General features: G+C 30.2%; 13 protein-coding genes, 1 other RNA gene and 3 pseudogenes. 13 read left to right on the top strand and 4 right to left on the bottom strand.

The genetic code is table 11. The features are described from left to right. Positions 1-241: 241 nt before the first annotated feature. The 4 genes from rnr to ssrA all read left to right on the top strand — a co-directional run bounded on the left by rnr (position 242) and on the right by ssrA (position 5,359). Complete coding sequence (rnr, locus tag ACX0KU_RS08830) at positions 242-2,476, top strand: ribonuclease R (RefSeq protein WP_472989455.1); 2,235 nt, start codon at positions 242-244, stop codon at positions 2,474-2,476. A gap of 130 nt (positions 2,477-2,606) precedes the next feature. Then, on the top strand, positions 2,607-3,074 hold the full coding sequence (gene smpB, locus ACX0KU_RS08835; RefSeq protein ID WP_472989456.1) for an SsrA-binding protein SmpB: 468 nt from the start codon (positions 2,607-2,609) through the stop codon (positions 3,072-3,074). Positions 3,075-3,209: 135 nt separating this feature from the next. Then, the gene (locus tag ACX0KU_RS08840; protein ID WP_472989458.1) at positions 3,210-4,604 is read left to right on the top strand and encodes a hypothetical protein; all 1,395 of its coding nucleotides are present in this window, start codon (positions 3,210-3,212) and stop codon (positions 4,602-4,604) included. 423 nt (positions 4,605-5,027) lie between these two features. Continuing rightward, positions 5,028-5,359, top strand: a transfer-messenger RNA (tmRNA) gene (gene ssrA / locus ACX0KU_RS08845). A 338-nt stretch (positions 5,360-5,697) separates the two neighbouring features. Here ssrA and ACX0KU_RS08850 read toward each other — a convergent pair. Further along, positions 5,698-6,109: pseudogene (locus ACX0KU_RS08850) on the bottom strand (LAGLIDADG family homing endonuclease). Between the two features lie 303 nt (positions 6,110-6,412). Here ACX0KU_RS08850 and ACX0KU_RS08855 point away from each other — a divergent pair. From ACX0KU_RS08855 to ACX0KU_RS08875, 5 genes and pseudogenes are all read left to right on the top strand, one after another. Further along, positions 6,413-7,561 carry an ABC transporter substrate-binding protein gene (locus ACX0KU_RS08855; protein ID WP_472989459.1) on the top strand — a complete coding sequence of 383 codons (1,149 nt, stop codon included), beginning with the start codon at positions 6,413-6,415 and terminating at the stop codon, positions 7,559-7,561. Further along, positions 7,551-9,449 (top strand): sensor histidine kinase, encoded by a 1,899-nt coding sequence (locus ACX0KU_RS08860; RefSeq protein ID WP_472989461.1) that lies wholly within the window; start codon positions 7,551-7,553, stop codon positions 9,447-9,449. Before ACX0KU_RS08855 ends, ACX0KU_RS08860 begins: the two co-directional genes overlap by 11 nt. Positions 9,450-9,505: 56 nt before the next feature. Continuing rightward, positions 9,506-9,640: pseudogene (locus ACX0KU_RS08865) on the top strand (radical SAM protein); the annotation flags it as partial. Between the two features lie 538 nt (positions 9,641-10,178). Beyond that, a complete protein-coding gene (locus ACX0KU_RS08870; RefSeq protein WP_472989462.1) occupies positions 10,179-10,451 on the top strand; it encodes a CD1247 N-terminal domain-containing protein in 273 nt (90 codons plus the stop codon). Between the two features lie 486 nt (positions 10,452-10,937). Then, entirely contained in the window at positions 10,938-13,553 is a 2,616-nt protein-coding gene (locus tag ACX0KU_RS08875) for an ATP-binding protein (RefSeq protein WP_472992427.1), read from the top strand. A 302-nt stretch (positions 13,554-13,855) separates the two neighbouring features. On the opposite strand, the pseudogene ACX0KU_RS08880 reads toward ACX0KU_RS08875, so the two are convergent. Further along, a pseudogene (locus ACX0KU_RS08880) lies at positions 13,856-14,191 on the bottom strand (DUF421 domain-containing protein); the annotation flags it as partial. Positions 14,192-14,381: 190 nt separating this feature from the next. On the opposite strand from ACX0KU_RS08880, the gene ACX0KU_RS08885 reads away from it, so the two are divergent. Both ACX0KU_RS08885 and ACX0KU_RS08890 read left to right on the top strand, forming a co-directional pair. Further along, complete coding sequence (locus ACX0KU_RS08885) at positions 14,382-15,662, top strand: FAD-dependent oxidoreductase (protein WP_472989464.1); 1,281 nt, start codon at positions 14,382-14,384, stop codon at positions 15,660-15,662. A gap of 149 nt (positions 15,663-15,811) precedes the next feature. Continuing rightward, entirely contained in the window at positions 15,812-16,507 is a 696-nt protein-coding gene (locus ACX0KU_RS08890; protein ID WP_472989465.1) for a PHP domain-containing protein, read from the top strand. A gap of 71 nt (positions 16,508-16,578) precedes the next feature. On the opposite strand, the gene ACX0KU_RS08895 is transcribed toward ACX0KU_RS08890, so the two are convergent. After that, a complete protein-coding gene (locus ACX0KU_RS08895) occupies positions 16,579-17,178 on the bottom strand; it encodes a nitroreductase family protein (protein WP_472989467.1) in 600 nt (199 codons plus the stop codon). A gap of 172 nt (positions 17,179-17,350) precedes the next feature. Next, the gene (locus tag ACX0KU_RS08900) at positions 17,351-17,956 is read right to left on the bottom strand and encodes a DUF421 domain-containing protein (protein ID WP_472989468.1); all 606 of its coding nucleotides are present in this window, start codon (positions 17,954-17,956) and stop codon (positions 17,351-17,353) included. A 172-nt stretch (positions 17,957-18,128) separates the two neighbouring features. On the opposite strand from ACX0KU_RS08900, the gene ACX0KU_RS08905 reads away from it, so the two are divergent. After that, on the top strand, positions 18,129-19,007 hold the full coding sequence (locus ACX0KU_RS08905; RefSeq protein ID WP_472989469.1) for a GGDEF domain-containing protein: 879 nt from the start codon (positions 18,129-18,131) through the stop codon (positions 19,005-19,007). A gap of 124 nt (positions 19,008-19,131) precedes the next feature. After that, positions 19,132-19,449 carry a hypothetical protein gene (locus tag ACX0KU_RS08910; RefSeq protein WP_472989470.1) on the top strand — a complete coding sequence of 106 codons (318 nt, stop codon included), beginning with the start codon at positions 19,132-19,134 and terminating at the stop codon, positions 19,447-19,449. Positions 19,450-19,460: the final 11 nt, after the last annotated feature.

The raw sequence follows: 19,460 nt of genomic DNA on the forward strand, positions 1-19,460 counted from the left end.
TAGTTCTATTGAGGATTACATATCTTTGTTTTATAGATAGAATTTTAAATGTTATTTAAGAAAATTATAGTATTAAATCCATAGTTTGACTTGTAAATCTAATTAGGTTACTATATACATAACATAATATTGTGTATTAAAGATAATATAGTGAATACTATTTATGATAATAGCAAAAAATATAATAAATTGTTTATAAAAAGGCTTTATATAAACATATGATGTTATAGGAGGAGTGAAAATGAACATAAAAAATGCAGTCTTAGACTTTATGAGAGAACAAGCATATAAGCCCATGGACATAAATGAACTAGCATCATCTTTTGGAATCAATAAGAGCGAAATAAAAGATTTTAAAGATATATTAAAGTTTATGGAAAAAGAAGGAAGTGTAGTTAAGAATAGAGCAAATCTTTATGGACTTCCAGAAAAAATGGGTCTTGTAGCAGGAAGACTTCAAGGGCATCCAAGAGGTTTTGGATTTGTTATACCAGATGAAGGTGGTGCAGACATTTTTGTTGTATCTTCTTCTATGAATGGAGCTATGCATGGAGATAGAGTACTTGCTAAAGTTTTAAAGGAAGAAAATAAGAGCAAAAAACGTGAGGGAGAAATAGTTAGAGTTACTGAAAGAGTAAATAAGACAATTATAGGAATTTACGAGGAAAATAAAACTTTTGGATTTGTAATTCCTGAAGAAAGAAGAATACAACAAGATATATTTGTACCTGCAGAACATGCTAACGGAGCAACACATGGAGATATAGTAATAGTAGAAATAACAGATTGGCCTGAGAAGAGAAGAAATCCAGAAGGAAAAGTTACAGAAATATTAGGTAAAAAAGGCGATAGAGGAATAGATATCTTAACTATTATAAAGAAATTTAAACTTCCAGAAGAGTTTCCACCAAAGGTTCAAACTTTTGCTCAAAATATTCCTAATGAGATACCAGCTGATGAGTATAATGGCAGAGAAGATTTAAGAGATATGAAGATGGTAACTATAGACGGAGAGGATGCAAAAGACTTAGACGATGCAGTATCTATACAAAAGCTTTCTAACGGAAACTATTATTTAGGAGTTCATATTGCGGATGTATCTCACTATGTAAAGGAGAAGAATCCGCTAGACAAAGAAGCATTGAAAAGAGGAACTTCTGTTTATTTAATTGACAGAGTTATACCTATGCTTCCAAAAGAATTATCTAATGGAATATGTAGTTTAAATCCTAAAGTAGATAGACTTACTATGTCTTGTTTCATGGAAATTAACGACCAAGGTAAGGTTGTAGATTATAAAATTACAAAAAGTGTAATAAGAACTAATGAAAGAATGACTTACACAGATGTAACTAAAATTTTAAGAGATAAAGATGAAGAACTTATAGAAAGATATAATTATCTATATGAAGACTTTAAAGCTATGGAGGAACTATTTGAAATCCTTAATAAGAAGAGATCAAAACGAGGAGCTATAGACTTTGATTTCCAAGAGTGTAAGATAATATTAAATGAAACTGGAAAGCCGATAGATATAAAACCTTATGAGAGGGCTGTTGCAAATAAAATAATAGAAGAATTTATGCTTGTATGTAATGAAACTGTAGCAGAGCATATGTTCTGGACTAAGCTTCCATTTGTTTATAGAATTCATGAAGATCCAGATGAAGAAAAACTTCAAAAGTTTAGAACTTTTGCTTACAATTTAGGATACTTCATAAAAGCAAGTAATGATATTCATCCAAAGGCTCTTCAACAAATAGTTGAAGAAGTAAAAGGAAAAAAAGAAGAAGTAGTAGTTAATACACTTCTATTACGTTCTTTAAAACAAGCTAGATATTCTCCAGAATCTGTGGGTCATTTTGGACTTGCGGCAAAATATTATTGTCACTTTACATCACCAATAAGACGATATCCAGACTTAATTATTCATAGAATCATTAAAGAGTCTTTAGTTGGTATTGTAGATGATAGCAGATTTAAAGAGTTAGAAAAAGCTGTTGAAGTAGCAGCAGCTCAATCTTCAGACATGGAAAGACTTGCAGTAGAAGCTGAAAGAGAAGTTGATGATTTAAAGAAAGCTGAATATATGAGTGAAAGAATTGGGGAAGAATATAGCGGTATAATATCTTCAGTAACAAACTTTGGTATGTTCGTTGAATTATCAAATACAGTAGAAGGATTAGTTCATATAAGTAATATGGATGATGACTACTATGTATATGATGAAGAACATCTATGCTTAATTGGAGAGAGAACTAAGAAGCAATATAGACTAGGTGATGAAATAAGAATAAAAGTTTCAAAAGTTGATATGGGTTCTTATGATATATACTTTGATATAGTTAAAGAAGAAACCGAAGAAGAAGCTGTAGATGAACTTCCAAAGACTAGTTTTGTAAAGCTTACTGAAGAAGAAATACAACAAGCTATAAAAGAAGAACATTTAATTAATGAAATACAAACTTATATATAGTTAGAGATGGAAAGTGGAAATTATCCACTTTCCTTTTTAAGTAAAAGCAATTAGTTGTAAATTTCTTGACTTGTAGATAAGTATGGTGTAAAATAATGCCACAAACTAGTAATGTGAAGTAGGTGTTAATATGGGGAAAGAAAATAAGAATACTACCCTAGCGCAAAATAGGAAAGCACATCATGATTATTTTATAGATGAAGTATTCGAAGCTGGTATGGTACTTGTTGGAACAGAGGTTAAATCTATTAGAGCAGGTAAGGCAAACTTAAAAGAGAGTTATGCACAGATTAGAAACGGAGAAATATTCATATCAGGTATGCATATAAGCCCTTATGAAAAAGGCAATATATTTAATAAAGATCCTTTAAGGGAAAGAAAATTACTTCTTCATAAAAAAGAAATAGCTACTTTACTTGGATATACAGCTCAAAAAGGATTTACGCTAATACCTTTAAGCTTGTATTTAAAAAAAGGAAGAGTAAAGATGGCACTTGGAGTAGCTAGAGGTAAGAAAGATTACGATAAGAGAAATTCTATAGCAGAAAAGTCTGCTAAGAGAGATATAGACAGAGAATTAAAAGAAAGAATGAGATAAAGACTGTACTTAATGTGCAGTCTTTTGTTTTTTAAATTTAATAGGAAGAAAATAACACTGGTTATCCCTAAGTAACTAACTTTATATCTCCCGCATAATCTAATAATATACATTTTTTTATGAGGAGGGATACCAATGATTATAGAATTAACAGCTCTGCACTATGCTTATTTGATTTTCATATTAGTAATTATTGCAGCAATGGTAGTGAAGAAAGATATATCTTTGATATGTATAATAGGTATATTTACTCTAGGATTAATAGGAACAGAGTCTATATATAAATCTTTAATGGGGGTATTTAATAGTTTTATTTATGCTACTAAAGAATTAATGCCAACTATATTAATTATCTCGGTTATAACAGCTATGAGTAATGTTTTAGCTGTTTCAGGAATAAATGGGGAGATAGTATCTCCATTTAAGAAAATTATAAAATCCTATGGGGTAGCGTATTGGGTTATAGGTTTAGTTATGATGATACTTTCATGGTTTTTCTGGCCATCACCAGCTGTAGCTCTTATAGGAGCACTATTTTTACCTATAGCTAAGAGAGCAGGACTTCCAGCTATGGGAGTAGCTATAGCCATGAATCTATTTGGACATGGTATAGCCCTATCAAGTGATTATGTAATACAAGCTGCGCCTAAACTTACTGCAGACGCTGCTGGATTAGAGGTATCAAAAGTAATTTCAGCTAGTATTCCTTTAGCTATTACTATGGGAGTAGTAACCACTGTAGTGGCCTTCTATATGTTACGAAAAGATATTAAAAAAGGTTATTTATCTACTGAATACGAAATAGTTCAAGATGAAGTAGAAGTAGAAAACTCTCAATTAATAGCTTCAAAAGTTACAAGAAAACTTTTAGCTTTACTTATATTTATACTATTCTCAGCAGATATAGTTATAATGTATTTTGCGAGACTTCAAGGGGGAGATGCTACTGCTTTAATAGGAGGAACATCAATTTTTATACTATCTTTAGTTTCTGTATTAATTTATAAGAAAGAGGCTCTAGAGAATATAACAAATGATCTAGTTAAAGGGTTGCAGTTTGGGTTTAAGATATTTGGAATAGTAATACCTGTAGCTGCCTTCTTCTATCTAGGAGACTCAGCTTTCAATGATATATTTGGAAAGATACTTCCGGAAGTATCTAACGGAATAGTTAATGATCTAGGAGTAGCTTTAGCAAATTTAGTACCGCTAAACTCAGTAGTTGCATCTATAACATTAACCTCTGTAGGTGCTATTACAGGACTTGACGGTTCAGGTTTTTCGGGAATATCTCTAGTTGGATCTATAGCTAGATTATTCTCAACAGCTATAGGTGGAGGAGTAGAAACTCTAACAGCACTTGGACAAATATCAGGAATATGGGTAGGAGGAGGAACTATAGTTCCTTGGGCTTTAATACCAGTTGCGGCCATATGCGGAGTAGATGCTTTTGAACTTGCCAAACGAAATCTAAAGCCAGTTGTTATTGGACTTGCAGTTACTACAGTTGTAGCTATGTTCTTGATATAAATAAGTTTTTTTATGCTAGGTAGTGAGTTGCGACGGTAAGAGATTACTGGTAATGTTTAGAGTAAGAGCTAAAAAGAAGTGTGTAATTAGGAATTGACAAGGACTATAAATTGTCAGTTCCTAATTTTGTTTTTATTTTATCCGACCAATATCTGGCGTATGATTCTTGATAAGGATTTCCCTTAAAGGAAACTTATATATAAAATATAAAAAGTTGATTAATGTAACTCTAAAACCCTATTGATAACTTTATGTTAATAAGGTATTATACTAATTGTCACCAAGTTAGTTCAGACTTATATGGATAAAACTTTAGAAATATTGACAAAATAGAAAAGTAATGATAGAATAATATATTACAAGAATGATTTTTGAAAACTGAATATACTGCTTATAAAGCAATATATCACACATGGGGGCGTACATGGCTTTCGACGGGGGTATGTTGTACTACAGAAGCGAGTCGATGGTTTCCTGGACCAGCGTTAAAAAACTGGGAACTAAACGTAAACGCAAACGATAATTTCGTTTTAGCAGCCTAGTCGCTGCTCGTCCTACCCAAGAGTCCCACGACTTGGGATAGGGCGTCATGAAGTGGGGAACCGAGCTTAGGAAAGCTTTGACCTAGGAACGGAATTTATGAAGCTACTGAAACTAGAAGCCTGTCCTTAGGCGTCTAGTGGAGGGAATGTCAAATTAAGGACTGCACTCGGAGATGCTGTAGTATTGCTACTTTCGGACAGGGGTTCGATTCATAAAAGAGTCGCCTTATGAAGTGATTCATAAGTGAAAACCTAGCTTTATCGGTGAAACCGTAACGTACATTAAGACGACGGCAATACCGAGTGGTATGTGAGGAAACTCAACAGCCACGTATCGACTCATAGGCTTCTAAGTCCATAAGTTATTGGATATTGAAGTACTAGGATAGAAGTTAAAAAACTATATTATGGCTTCTATAATACGCTAGGGCACTTACAAGTAATATGTAAGCGCGAGATATAGTCAGCACTATTAGAAATAATAGATAGATGTGTCCCCTCGCCTCCACCATACATAGTAGAAAAAACACCAACGTAAAATTGGTGTTTTTTTACTTTATACTAATAAAATCATTGTAGAATTTCTCTTTAGATTCTAACATTTCTTTAGAATATCTACCATTTCTAGGAGTAACCCTCTTATAAACATCTATAATTAATCGTGCTCTTTTCTTTTTACTTTCTATAACTAAATAGGGTTCTATCTTTTCAAGTAAATCAATAGCATCATTATATTTAACAATATAGGTAAAAGAATTTTTATGTTTCTCTAAACAGTAATTCTTTTTTTTCTTTAATAGTACCAACTCTAGTTTTGTTCTTTAGCCATTCTAATAGTTCTAAAGTTGTTGAACTTATACTTATGCAAGGAGCAGGGAACTGGTTATTATGAAATTTCAATAACATTATACTTCCTTCTCCATCAATTATACCTGCAATGTAGGCTTTTTCTTCTGTAATCAAAATACCACCACCTGGGAATAGGGTAGTATATATTTTAGGAAATGTAAAGTATAAAAATGTGGCAATACAGGGAAAACTAAAAAATTATTAAAGAATAATGCAAAGTTTTAACAGGAAATTGAGATATTAAGAGAATTGTCGTAGGAGATAGTGTATGATAATTCAACAAGTGACTGTCACTGTAGTAAGAAGGCTTGCCTACGAATTCCCTAATAAATACAAAAAGTGGTAAATAAGTTTATTTTATAGTATAATATTGCAAGAAACTAAAAAATATGTAGAATATAAAGGAGTAAATTGGGGATGAAAAGGGCAATGTTTTTTTCAGCTTTTTTATTAGTGCTAACAATTTTTTTTAGCTTTTCCTTAAGAAAGAAACCAATATTAATTGGGTTTTCAGCTAAGTTGACTGGTAATCAAGCTGAATTAGGAGTACAAGAACGGAATGGAGTTCAATTGGCTGTGGAAAAAATTAATTCTGAGGGAGGAATTAATGGCCATAATATTGAGCTTTTAATCCGGGATGATTATGGTATACCTGAGGAAGCAAAAAGAGTTGATAAAGAACTTATTGATGCTGGAGTTGTTGCTATCATTGCACATGCAACTACCATGCAAACCATGGCAGCTTTAGAAGTGACAAACCCTGCAAAAGTTGTTTTGATAAGTCCAACTACATCAACACCATTACTAACTGGTATTGATGATTATTTTTTTTCAGTTTGTCCATCGTTTAAAGATAGTGCACAAGCTTCGGCTAAATATGTCTATACAAATTATAAACAAAAAAATATAGCTGTAATTTATGATAGTGACAATTTATTCTATTCTAAAACATATAGTGATATTTTTAGTACTACACTTAAATCATTAGGTGGAAATTTAACTAAAGAAATTGGTTTTTCTTCCAAAGCACAAATAGATTTTTCAGATAAACTAGCAGAGATTAAGAAGTCTAAAGCAGATGGATTATTAATAATAGCTTCAGATATTGATACAGCTTTAATTGCACAAAAGCTTCGCTTAATGGATTATAATATAAATTTATATAGTACGGGTTGGGCTAATACGTCTACTTTAATAAATAATGGTGGAAAGGCTGTAGAAGGGATGCTAATAGATCAAGATTATATTTTTGATTGTAAGACATCAAGGTTTAATGAATTCAAGGATAAATTTAAATCTAGATTTGGTGATGATGTATCCTTTGGGTCAACCTTTGGTTATGATACGGTCTTAGTGCTAAGAGAAGCATTAGAAAAGACTGGTGGAAAGGCAGAGGGGTTGAAAGAGGAGTTGAGTTTAATTACTAAATATGAAGGAGTATTAAATACCTTTATTATGGACAACTATGGTGATACTGAGAGAGATCGTTATTTAAGTGTTATAAGTAATAAAAAATTCAATATAATTACTAAGATACAGAATGTGGAGGTAAGTAATGAACAATGAAAAAGATATTCCCTTACTTCTTCAAGTATTTAAGCGATTGTTACTTTTTCGTTTATTTCTACCATTGATATTTTTAACTTTAATAATTTCTATTGGAATAAGTTACAATGAGCGACAAAATACTGTAGATTTGCAATTAAAAACAGCTCAATCTATGGCAAATATCATTACGTATCATGTTAATTTAGGTAGTAATATTATAGATGCAATAGCTAAGACTGCTGAAGTATCTGAAAAACACAGTCTAAGTATTTTTATGGAAAGTACGTGGAAAGCATATGGCTATTTTGACACTATATATTATTTAGATGAAAATAATAGAATAGATTTACTTATACCTTTAGATCCTCGAATTAATGGATTTGATATGTCGAATATTCCAGACTTTAAAAAAGGAAAAAGTAAAGATGATATTATAATTTCTCGCCCATTTATATCAATTAGGACAGGAGAGCCAACTGTTTACTTAATCAAGCATCTTATTAAGGGTGGTACTATTGTAGGGGAATTAAAATTAGGAATTTTGCAGCAAGAAATTTCAAAAATTTTAGCTAATTCCAAAAATGATTATATCTATATTATGAATGCATCAGGAGGTATATTGGCACATCCATCCTTAGATTATGTTAAGCAGCAAACAAATTTTAGCGATTTAGAAATTTTTAATAAAGCTAAGCATGGAGAAACAAATGCAATTTATAAATATAATGGGAAGAGTGTTTTTGGTAGTGCAATTAGGATGGATAAGTATGGGTGGTATATTGTAAACCAACAATCTGTGTCCGTTTTTTTTAATATTTTTTTAAAAGCTTTTGCAATAGTAATAGTGGGGTTTTTTATTATTTGGTCAGTTATAAATTGGAGTCTTAGCAAACAGCTTGATAGATATATTATTATGCCATTGGAGAAGTTAAGTAAAGGTACAAATGCAATGGCAGCAGGTAATTATAAAGAGGCAAATTCTATTTGCTCTAATCTTAACGCCTTTGTTGAATTAAATATACTTTTAAAAGACTTTAATGCTATGAGCCAAAATCTTCAATTACGTGAAAATGCATTAAAGGAAAGTGAGAAAGAAAAAAGGAGAGTTCTAGAACAAGCCCTTATTATGAAAGACGAGTTTATTTCATTAATTAGTCATGAATTGAAAACTCCCTTAAATGTAATATACTCAGCTATTCAATTAATTGAAGGTGTGTATATTAATCAAGTTCCAGACAAGGTTAGAAGTCTGTTAGATAGTATTAAACAAAATACCTTTAGACAATTGAGGCTTGTAAATAATCTGCTGGATATTACAAGATTAAATTCAGGGCAAGTTAAGTTAAATGTGAAAAAGAATGATATAGTATTTTTGACAAAAGTCATCGTAGAATCTGTAGAGTTATTTTCAAGTGAAAAAAATATAAAAATAGAGTTTAAAGGGAGTATAGATGAAAAAATTATTAGTATTGATGATGAAAAATTTGAAAGAATTATATTAAATATACTTTCAAATGCGATAAAATTTACAAATCCAGGTGGACAGATTACTGTAATACTTGAAGAAATAACTCAATCAAACATGATTCAAATAAAAATTAAGGATACAGGTATCGGTATTCCGAAAGATAAAATGCAGTTTATTTTCGAAAGATTTGGACAAGTTGAGAGCAATTTATCTAGGCAAGCTGAAGGAACGGGGATTGGACTATATATAGTTAAGTTATTAGTTAGCATTTTAGAAGGTAGTATTTACGTAGAAAGTGAAGTAGGTGTTGGTAGTATATTTACTTTAATGCTGCCTATAAAAGAAGGGTCTGAAAATTGTAATTCAGAACAATGTCTAAATATTGATAATCGTCTAGTAAATGAAATTAAAGTTGAGTTCTCAGACATTTATTTTTAATACAGGTTTTAATATTAAATCCTAACTTATACTAGGAAATTCTTATGACAAAATAACAAGAAATTATGTACTCTACCTTTGCGCAAATTGAGGCAGCCATTGAGCATGGAAATGATACTTTAATATCGGAAATTAGAGGTTTGAAAAATTTAGAGAATAGAACTTCTTTCTATCTACAAGAAACCAACTGGTATTTCTTATGTTTTTTAGAACTATTTATGGAAATATTAGCCTAAATAGAAAATTTTGAAGATGCAAAGTGGATAATCACTAGTGAGAAAAAATATGATTGCTTCATAAAAATAATTTAGATTTTGACTAATTTGCTTCGTATCCACCATATATATTAAATATGGTTCTATGGATTTAAGTAAACTATTCCTTCTACATAAATTATACCTGAAAAATAGACTTTTTCTTCTGGAATCAAAATAAAACCACTTGAAAATAAAGTATTATATAGAATAAATTCGACAGATATAAACTTATTATACATATAGAACTAGGTTCTTAATGCCAATAGCAAGATGTTACATATAATGATATTGAAAGATGTAAATAAAGTGAGAATAGATTTTGCGCTCGTAATGTGAATAACAGAACTTCCTAATCGCAGCGTAGAGTGAATTTATTAAAAAAAATTTAAGATGAAAGGTAGCGGTTGAATATATAGAAGGAGTTTAGTTCATAATAATTACATTGTAATAAATAAAAGAAAGGTGTGATATTATGAATTCAATTATTTCTAGAGTTTCATACTTAAATGGCTTAATTGAAGGTTTGGGTATTACTAGTCAAACTAAAGAAGGAAAAGCAATTACTGAACTTGCTAGTATACTAAGAGATATGGCAATAGAAATTGAAGATCTTCAAACAGCTCAAGAAGAAATTGAAGATTTCATTGATGATATGGATGATGATTTAGCTGAGGTTGAAGATGAAATTTTTGAAACTAGTGATGAAAATGATGAAGATGACTGTTATGACGCTAATGTAGAATAACCTTCATCGTAATGAAAGATTAAAATTAGGTCAGTATAAACTACTAAAGTTTATACTGGCCTAATTTAGTTAAATCTAAGTTATATTTAGAAGAGGGTAGAGTGTATCACATTATGTTAATAGTTCTGCTAAATTAGCAGTAACTTCTTCTATTTGATTAGGGATAATGAGTATAACTTTTTATTTGAATGTTTTTGAAAAAAGTTGACATAAACAGTATTCAAGTTATATATATAGTACATGCTTAAAATATGGTATATTATAATTCAATATTGAATTATATTCAATATTGAATTAAAGATAGAGAAAAGAAAGTAAGGGAGTGGAATTGTTATAATATATAAGTGGATTAGAGAGAAGTACAAAAGAAATAAATTATCATATATTCTAAACTTATAGGGGTATATTTATTAGAATAATTTTTATGATAAGAAATTTTAATATCTGGGGCTTTTCAGTAATAGGGGGGAATTTATCTTGAATGATATGGATCGTAGCAAAAAGGACATTATAAATGAGTTGATTCAACTCAGGCAACGCAATTTTACATTAGAAGCATGTTTAAAGTATAAACTTTTTCATGATTCATATTTTAATATTAATTATGATTTTTATGAAAATATGTGTAAATGTAAAGAGTACCTAACTAGTTCAGAAGTAATATGTCGAATGAGTTCTGATTGGAGTGAGATGTACCAGTTAAGTAGCAGGGAGTTTTTGAGTAATATGGAAGAGCCAAGTAAAAATTGGCTTCAAAAATACATACCACCCGAGGATCAAATTAAAGTTAAAAATACTATAAATGAAGTTATTAGTAAGAAAAGTATTTTTGAACTTGAACATAAAGTTTGGCGGGCTGATGGTAGTATAGGATGGGCTTGCTCATGTGTAGTTCCTATAATAAATAATAAGGGTGAAATAGTTGAATGGTTTGGTACAGCAAGAGACATTACAGAGTACAAACGTCGTGAAAATCATTTATATTTTTTAGCCACAATTACAGAAGAATTTACTCACCTTTCGTCAGCTGATGAAATTATACAGATGGCATGTTCTAAAGTTGGTAAGTTTATGAATGCAACTAGCTGTATTCTGGCTAAAGTAAATGAAATACAAAATGAGGTTAGCGTGAATTATTCTTGGTACGCTGAAAATATGTCCAAGGAAATAGATGGACAAGAGTTATCTTCTTTTATGATAGGGCAACTTGAAAAGAACGTTCATGATGGAAAAAATATTATTATACATAACACACAAACAGACTCGGGGATTTATGCTGGACTCAACACTTATTCCTATGTTACCTTATTATTTCATTATGGTGGACAAGACAAATATTTATTCACTATAAATCAATCTTCTGCTCGTAACTGGTTAGAAGATGAAGTCCAGCTGATTTATGAAATAATAAATCGGATGTTTCTACGTATAGAACGAATTCGATCAGAAGAAGCGCTACGCCAGAGCGAAGTTAAATATAGGACTTTATTTGAGAATATAAATGAAGGCTTTTTTTTGGCGGACATAATTTGTGATGAATTAGGTAAGCCTATAGATTATATGTATTTAGCAGCTAATTCTGCGTTAGAGAAAATTTTCAGTATGAAGAATGAGGAAATTATTGGTAAAAGGGGGAGTGAGGTACTAGCTATTCCTAATTCTTGGATTGAAGTTTTGGGGAATGTAGCCTTGACTGGACAACCAGTAACTTATGAGGATTTCTTAGTTAATGTAGACTCTCACTTCTGGATTAGAGTCTACTCACCAGCATATGGTCAATTTGCCTGTCTTATTAAGGATATTAGTGAAAATAAAAAACTAGATATAGAATTAAAATGTCAAAAAGAGATGTTTGAATCAGTAATTGAAAATATGCATGATGCGCTTATTATCTTTAATAAAGAAGGTTATGTAATCTTTATGAATGCAGAGACTCGTAAGCTTTATCCTAATATGGATATTCAAACACATATAAGTAATGCCTTTAGCACTTTTGAATTTTTTGATCTTAAGAATAATGTAATATTAGAAGAGGATTTACCTATGAGGAGAGCTTTTAGAGGAGAAAAAGTAAGAAATGAAAGGATAATTACAAAACGACCAGATAAAATACAGTATACGGAAATTAATGCAACGCCTATTTTTGATAATAAAAATAATTTATCTTCTTTAGTAGTGTGTCATCGGGATATAACAGAGCTTATACAGAATCAGCGGCGAGTGAAGTATAAGCATAATCAATTACTGAGAGTAGAGAAAGAAAAAAGAGAAACTCTTCAAGCTGATATGAAATTAAAAGATGAGTTTCTTTATTTAATAACTCATGAATTTAAAACACCAATGGCAGTTATTTATTCAGCTTTACAAGCAATAGATTTTATTTGTAAAGATGATGTTACCGAAAGACTTGGAAAATATTTAAACACTATAAAAAACAACACTAATAGACAGCTTCGATTAGTGAATAATTTGCTTGATGTTACAAAGATAAACTCTGGAAATATAAAACTGAGTAGATATAATTTTGATATAGTTTACGTAACAAAGTTTATTGCTAAATCTGTTGAAATTTATGCAAAACAAAAGAAGGTTAATATAAATTTCAAATCAAGTATAGATAAAAAAGTAGTTTATTTAGATGAAGAGAAGTTTGAACGCATAATGTTGAATCTTTTATCAAATGCATTAAAGTTTACTAAAGAAGGTAAATCAATAAATGTGTTACTAGCGATTAAAAGATATGAGAATGAAGACTTTATTAGTATAAGTGTAATTGATGAGGGAATTGGTGTTCAAAAGGATAATCAACAAATGATATTTGAACGATTTGGTCAAGTAGATACAAATCTATCACGCCAAGCTGAAGGTACAGGCTTAGGGTTATATCTGGTTAATCTTTTACTTAAGGCATTAGATGGAAAAATATTTTTAGAAAGTGAAGTTGGAAAGGGTAGTAATTTTACGGTATTACTACCTATGGTTAAGCTTTCTCAGTGTGATGAAACAGCTAATTCTAGTGATCAAAATAATCAATTGATAGATGGAGATAATCGAATTATTCGAGCTATATCCATTGAATTTAGTGATATATATTTTGATTAGAAAATTATATATGAAAAATAAAGATTACTTATCAATAAAAACCTCTACAAAAATAAAATTTGGAGGTTTTTTAATTTTTAACGTCAATTTTAACGAAGCATTAAGGCAAAATTGATATTAATTTTACTACTATTAATTTTAATACCTATTGTTTTATCAGGAATATATACTTACAATAAAACAAGTGATCTTTTGTATAGTGAGTTTAAAGCCTCCACTACAGAAACCTTGGATTTAGCCAATATAAAAATTCGACAAAATGGTTATGTATTTGTAACCGATTCCAAAGGGATTATGATGGCTCATCGCGATAATAAGTTGCTTGGTGGAGAAAACTCCTTATTCTCATTTACCGAGGCAAAAAATATTTCATTAATATTTTTCACTCCAAGATTAGATATCTGCTGATTAAGCCAATCCTCTGTAAGATTTAGTTTTGTTAAAACATTCTTGTATACCATTCCCTCAATTATTATAGGATATGCTAATGGGGGAATATTTTTATTTAGGTTAAGATCTTCTACAGTCACTTCAGATTTATTTGGCTTTTTTAATACAGATATATTTCCGTTTGATTCTATAATCCCTAAGTGTACTTCACTAATATCAAAAACATCTTTTTCTCTAAGCATTTGAAGAACATTATCATAGGATTAAAACACCAAACTTAATGTTGGTGTTTTTGTTTATTATTGTAATAGTAGCACATAGGTGTGATAAAACAGCTTACCATTTAATAAAATGATATGTGGCAAAATATATAGAATAGTTTATCTATAATTAGTGAAAAGAATTTCTCTAGAGAATAATCCTAAGGGGGAAATGTAAATGAAAGAGGTTGTAGTCATTGGTGGTGGATGGGCTGGATGTGCAGCTGCTATAAGTGCAAAAAAAGCTGGAGCAAAGGTAACTTTATTAGAGAGAACAGACCTATTACTAGGACTAGGGAATGTTGGAGGACTTACTAGAAACAATGGAAGATATACAGCGTCAGAGGAGTCTATATTATTAGGTGGCAGAGAATTATTTGAAATAACAGATGGTTTTTCAAGACATAAAAATGTTGACTTTCCAGGACATAAGCATGCAAGTATATATGACGTAAATTTAGTTGAAAGTGCAGTAAGAAGAAAATTGCAAGAGATGGATATCGATATTTTATTTTATACAATAGCTAAGAATGTAGAAATTGAAAATAATAAAATAAAAGCTATTGTATTGGATGATGGAAATAAAATTATAGCAGATGCTTTTATAGAAACTACTGGATCTACTGGTCCAATGAATAATTGCCACAAATATGGAAATGGATGTGCCATGTGTATACTAAGATGTCCTACCTTTGGTGGAAGGGTAAGTATCACAGAAAAATGTGGGATCAAGGATATGATGGGAAGAAAAAATGATGGAACCTATGGCTCTTTTAGCGGTTCTGTAAAAATAAATAAAGATACATTAAGTAAAGAACTTCAAGAAAAGCTAAATAAGGACGGTGTAGTAATTGTACCTTTATCTCCTGAAGAAAGAAATGCAGAAAAGTTAAATATTAAAATATGTCAGCATTATGCCCTAGATGCATTTGTAGAAAATATAGTTTTACTTGATACTGGCCATGCTAAATTAATGGCACCATTTTATCCTACTGAGAAATTAAGAAAAATTAAAGGATTTGAAAATGCTAGATTCGAAGATCCGTATTCAGGGGGAGTAGCTAATTCTATAAGACATCTATCTATTGCTCCAAGGGAAAACACAATGAGAGTAAGGGGAATAGAGAATCTCTTTATAGCAGGAGAAAAAAGTGGATTTTATATTGGACACACAGAAGCTATTGTTACTGGATATTTAGCAGGTCATAATAGCGTAAGATATGCATTAAATATTCCTCAGCTAGAATTACCAAATAACTTAGCAATAGGAGACTTTATAACCTTCTCTAATGAAAAGATGTATGGAGAAGATGGAGATAAATTAAAGTTTACATTTGCCGGTTCTGTTTACTTTGAAAGAATGAAAGAAACCAGTCTCTATTCAACAGATCATGATGAATTATATAGTAGAGTAGAGAAAACTGGATTACTCAATATATATGATAAGAAGTTATGCTAATCTAGGGAAAGTAATAAGGTGGATTTAAAGAAAAGGGGTGGCTAATTTTATATAATCACCCTTTAACAATAGGGAATTATAACTTAGTAATCACTTATTATATAAAAAATAAATATTATGTAATGATAGCAATATATAAGGTGAGTTTAATGTTTAAAAAAGGTGACTTTCATATGCACTCCACAGCTTCGGATGGGGAACTTAGACCAGAGGAAGTAGTAAGACTTGCAAAAAGCAGAGGAGTAGATATAATATCTCTTACTGATCACAATACTACACTTGGAGTAGAGGAAGCTATAAATGCAGGTAAAAAGTATGGCATTACTGTAATACCAGGGGTTGAGTTATCCACTAGGTATAATGGAGAACGTATCCACATTTTAGGGTATTTTAGAGATGATAGGTATAAGGATGCAACATTTCAAAAGGCATTAAGTCTTATAAAAAATAGAAAGTCCGATACAGCTATAGAGATGTTCAAGAAGCTTAGGGGATTTAATTTTCATCTTGATGATGTTAGAGGGGGAAGCAGGCTTACAGTTACAAGTGGTATAGATTTTCTTAAACTATTTGGAGCAGTAGTAGTTTTAGCTCATCCTGTTGTTATAAGAAAGGAAAGTCTAACCTATATTCTTAATTTGCCCTTTGATGGGATAGAGGCAAAATATTTTAGAAATAGTGAAGATGACACAGAATTTTTTATAAAGCTTGCAAAGGATATGGGAGTATTTTATACAGCTGGTTCTGACTTTCACAAAAGTAAAGAGGTAGATTTAAAGCATGGACTAATTGGAGATAGGTATCTTGATGAGAGAGAAATAGAAGAGTTTTTAAGAAATTTATAAGTTAACTTATTTTAGTAAAAACGTAAACTTATTTAGTCTACGTTTTTATTAAGATTTACTAAGTATAATATTTATTTAAAAACTTTAACCCTATTATCTAAAGGCTCAAATTGTTTTTCATCAGGTTTAACTGTAGGCTTTCCAAATGGCATTTGAGCGATAAGCTTCCAGTTATTTGGTATATTCCATTCAGTTTTTATATCAGCTTCAATTAGTTCATTATAATGTTGTAATGATGCACCAAAACCTTCAAGCTCTAATGAAGTCCAGATAACATATTGATGCATTCCGCTTGATTGCTGAGACCAAATAGGGAAATTGTCTTTATATAAAGCAAATTGTTGTTGTAGAGATTCTACGATACTATTATCTTCAAAGAATAAAACTGTACCGTATCCATTGGCAAATGAATTTATTTTATCTTCAGTAGGTTTAAAACGGTCAGGTGGAACAATCTTTCTTAAGGCTTCTTTTGTAATATCCCATAACTTGTCGTGATGTTTTTTCAGTAATAAAACTACTCTTGCACTTTGAGAGTTAAAAGCTGATGGAGTATGTTTTACTGCATATTCAATAATTTCCTGAATCCTTTCATCGGAAACAACCGATTCCTTACTAATTCCATAAAAGGAACGTCTATCTGCTATTGCATTAAAAAAATTCTTTTCCATTTAGTTTTCCTCCCTTTATTTTTAAAATCGAAAATAGTTATTAATTAATTAAAAGTACATGTAAATAAATATTCTCCGTATATAGGCAAATTTCCTCCATATTTAAAAAAAATTTCAGCATATTAATAGAAGATTTTATCTAACGTAAATATCATATGTATTATATCGATATCTAAGGTTCTTTTTTACCTTCAAATATTTTACTGTTTATTTCTTTGAAAATATTATTCCCGCTACTAGAAGGAGGGTGAGGAGGGATATTAGAACCAAGAGCTGCTTTAATTTGTGATATTTCATTCATTAATATATTAAAGTCCTCCTTTGTTAGAGGTTTTTTACTTTCTTTTAACTCGTAACCTAATTGTCCACTAACTTCAATGGTAGCGTATTTAAGATCATCAATTGAAGATACTCCAACTTGTCTTAAGCGAGTTTCAAGTTTGTCAACGGATAATCGTAGTCTTCTTAAATTATTAAGGTTTAGAGTTCCGTTTTCAACAACCATGACTGATTTACCTGAAAATAAAGTTTCAATAGGGTCTATTTTAACTTGAAGATATTCTGCAATTATCATTAATATAGTTAGTAAAAATGCTGAAAGAAAAGTAATAGTAAGTCCTCTTCCAGCAAGAGGTTGAATTAGTAAAGAACCGAGTCCAATCATTACAACTGTCTGAGCTATAGTCATTTGAGAAATTGATTTTCTTCCACCTACTCTTAATATAAAAGTTCCAATAAAAAATATAATAATTGCATGCCAAATCCAACTAAGTTCCATTATTTTCAGCTCCTATTAAAATAATAATTAATCTATTTTTTAGTATTCTCTAATTTTTATTTTACATCCAATAAACCATAAATAGTAACAACAAAGTAAATGTAAAATAAATGTAACAAACATAATTCATTTATATAGAATATAGTAGGGGGAATAATGTGAGGTGAGTGGGATGAAAAGTATGAACCCTATGAATAAAATAAAAATGGTAATTTGTTTATTTGGTTTTATGGTTGGAGCTATTTTCCCTATATTAGTAGATTACTTTGTCATCTGGATACCTGAAAGAAAAATTTTATTTAATATATCTTGTATAATAGCTGGACTTATAGTTGGAATGTTTGCTTATTTAGTAGTAAAAGTAGTGTTATATAAAATTGACAAAGATTATAAAAATATAATTAAGCTAAAGCTAGGAGTGCAGATTGAAAAGAGATTTTCAGATAAAGGAGATATATTAATTACTATGGAGAAAGAGTTTCAAGTAATGCTAGAAGAATTTTCAAGAATAAAGAAAAAAGAAGATGATAGACTTAAAAAACTTACGATTACTGATGGATTGACAAAGTTATATAATATAAGATTTCTTGAAACATACAGTAAGAATATATATATGAACTTAGAAAAGGAGATAGGAATTTTATTCTTAGATATAGATTATTTTAAAGACATAAATGACAATTTTGGACATAATATAGGGGATTTAGTGTTAAAATCCTTAGCAAATATTATGAAGGAGTTTATTGGGTCAAAAGGAAGGATAATTAGATATGGAGGAGAAGAGTTTTTAGTTTTACTAGAGAATTCTTCATTAGAAGAAACTATAAATACAGGGGAAGACTTAAGATTAGAGATAAAAAATAGTGTAATTATACCAAGCTGTAAGGAAGGAAAATCAGTAACTGTAAGTATTGGCATAGGTCATTTTCCAACACATGGTAATAGCCTAGAGAGTATTATTAAAAAAGCAGATTATGCTATGTATAATGCAAAAAAACAAGGAAGAGATAGGTGCTGTATTTATGAAGATAATATTCACTTATTTCATTGATATAAAAAGAGATGGTAACTATATAAATTTACCATCTCTTTTGCATATAACATAGACATTTGCAAAAAGTAACTATACAATATGGGTTATGAAGAAATTTTTAGTAATTGAGAGGAGATAGAGTATGAAACTAGGAGAGATCACTTTAATATTAACAAATATAATTTTGCTAGTAGTGTTGGTATCTAATAAAGTTAAGAGAAAGAATTTGAAGCTAATAACAAGAATAGGGCTAATGGTACTTGTATTTCAATTAGGGGTAGAAGTTACTAGATGGCAGATGATCTTTTCATACATAGTTACATTATGGGCCTTTAGGAGAGTACATGTTATAAAGGAAGAAAAAGTAAGTAGAAAGGCATTTTTAATAATTTCATTAATACTTATAGTATTATCTATTGTTACATCTTACTTTGCGCCACAATTTACATTCGTTAATTAAATGGAGTGAAT

Source organism: Clostridium sp. X (genome assembly GCF_055755365.1).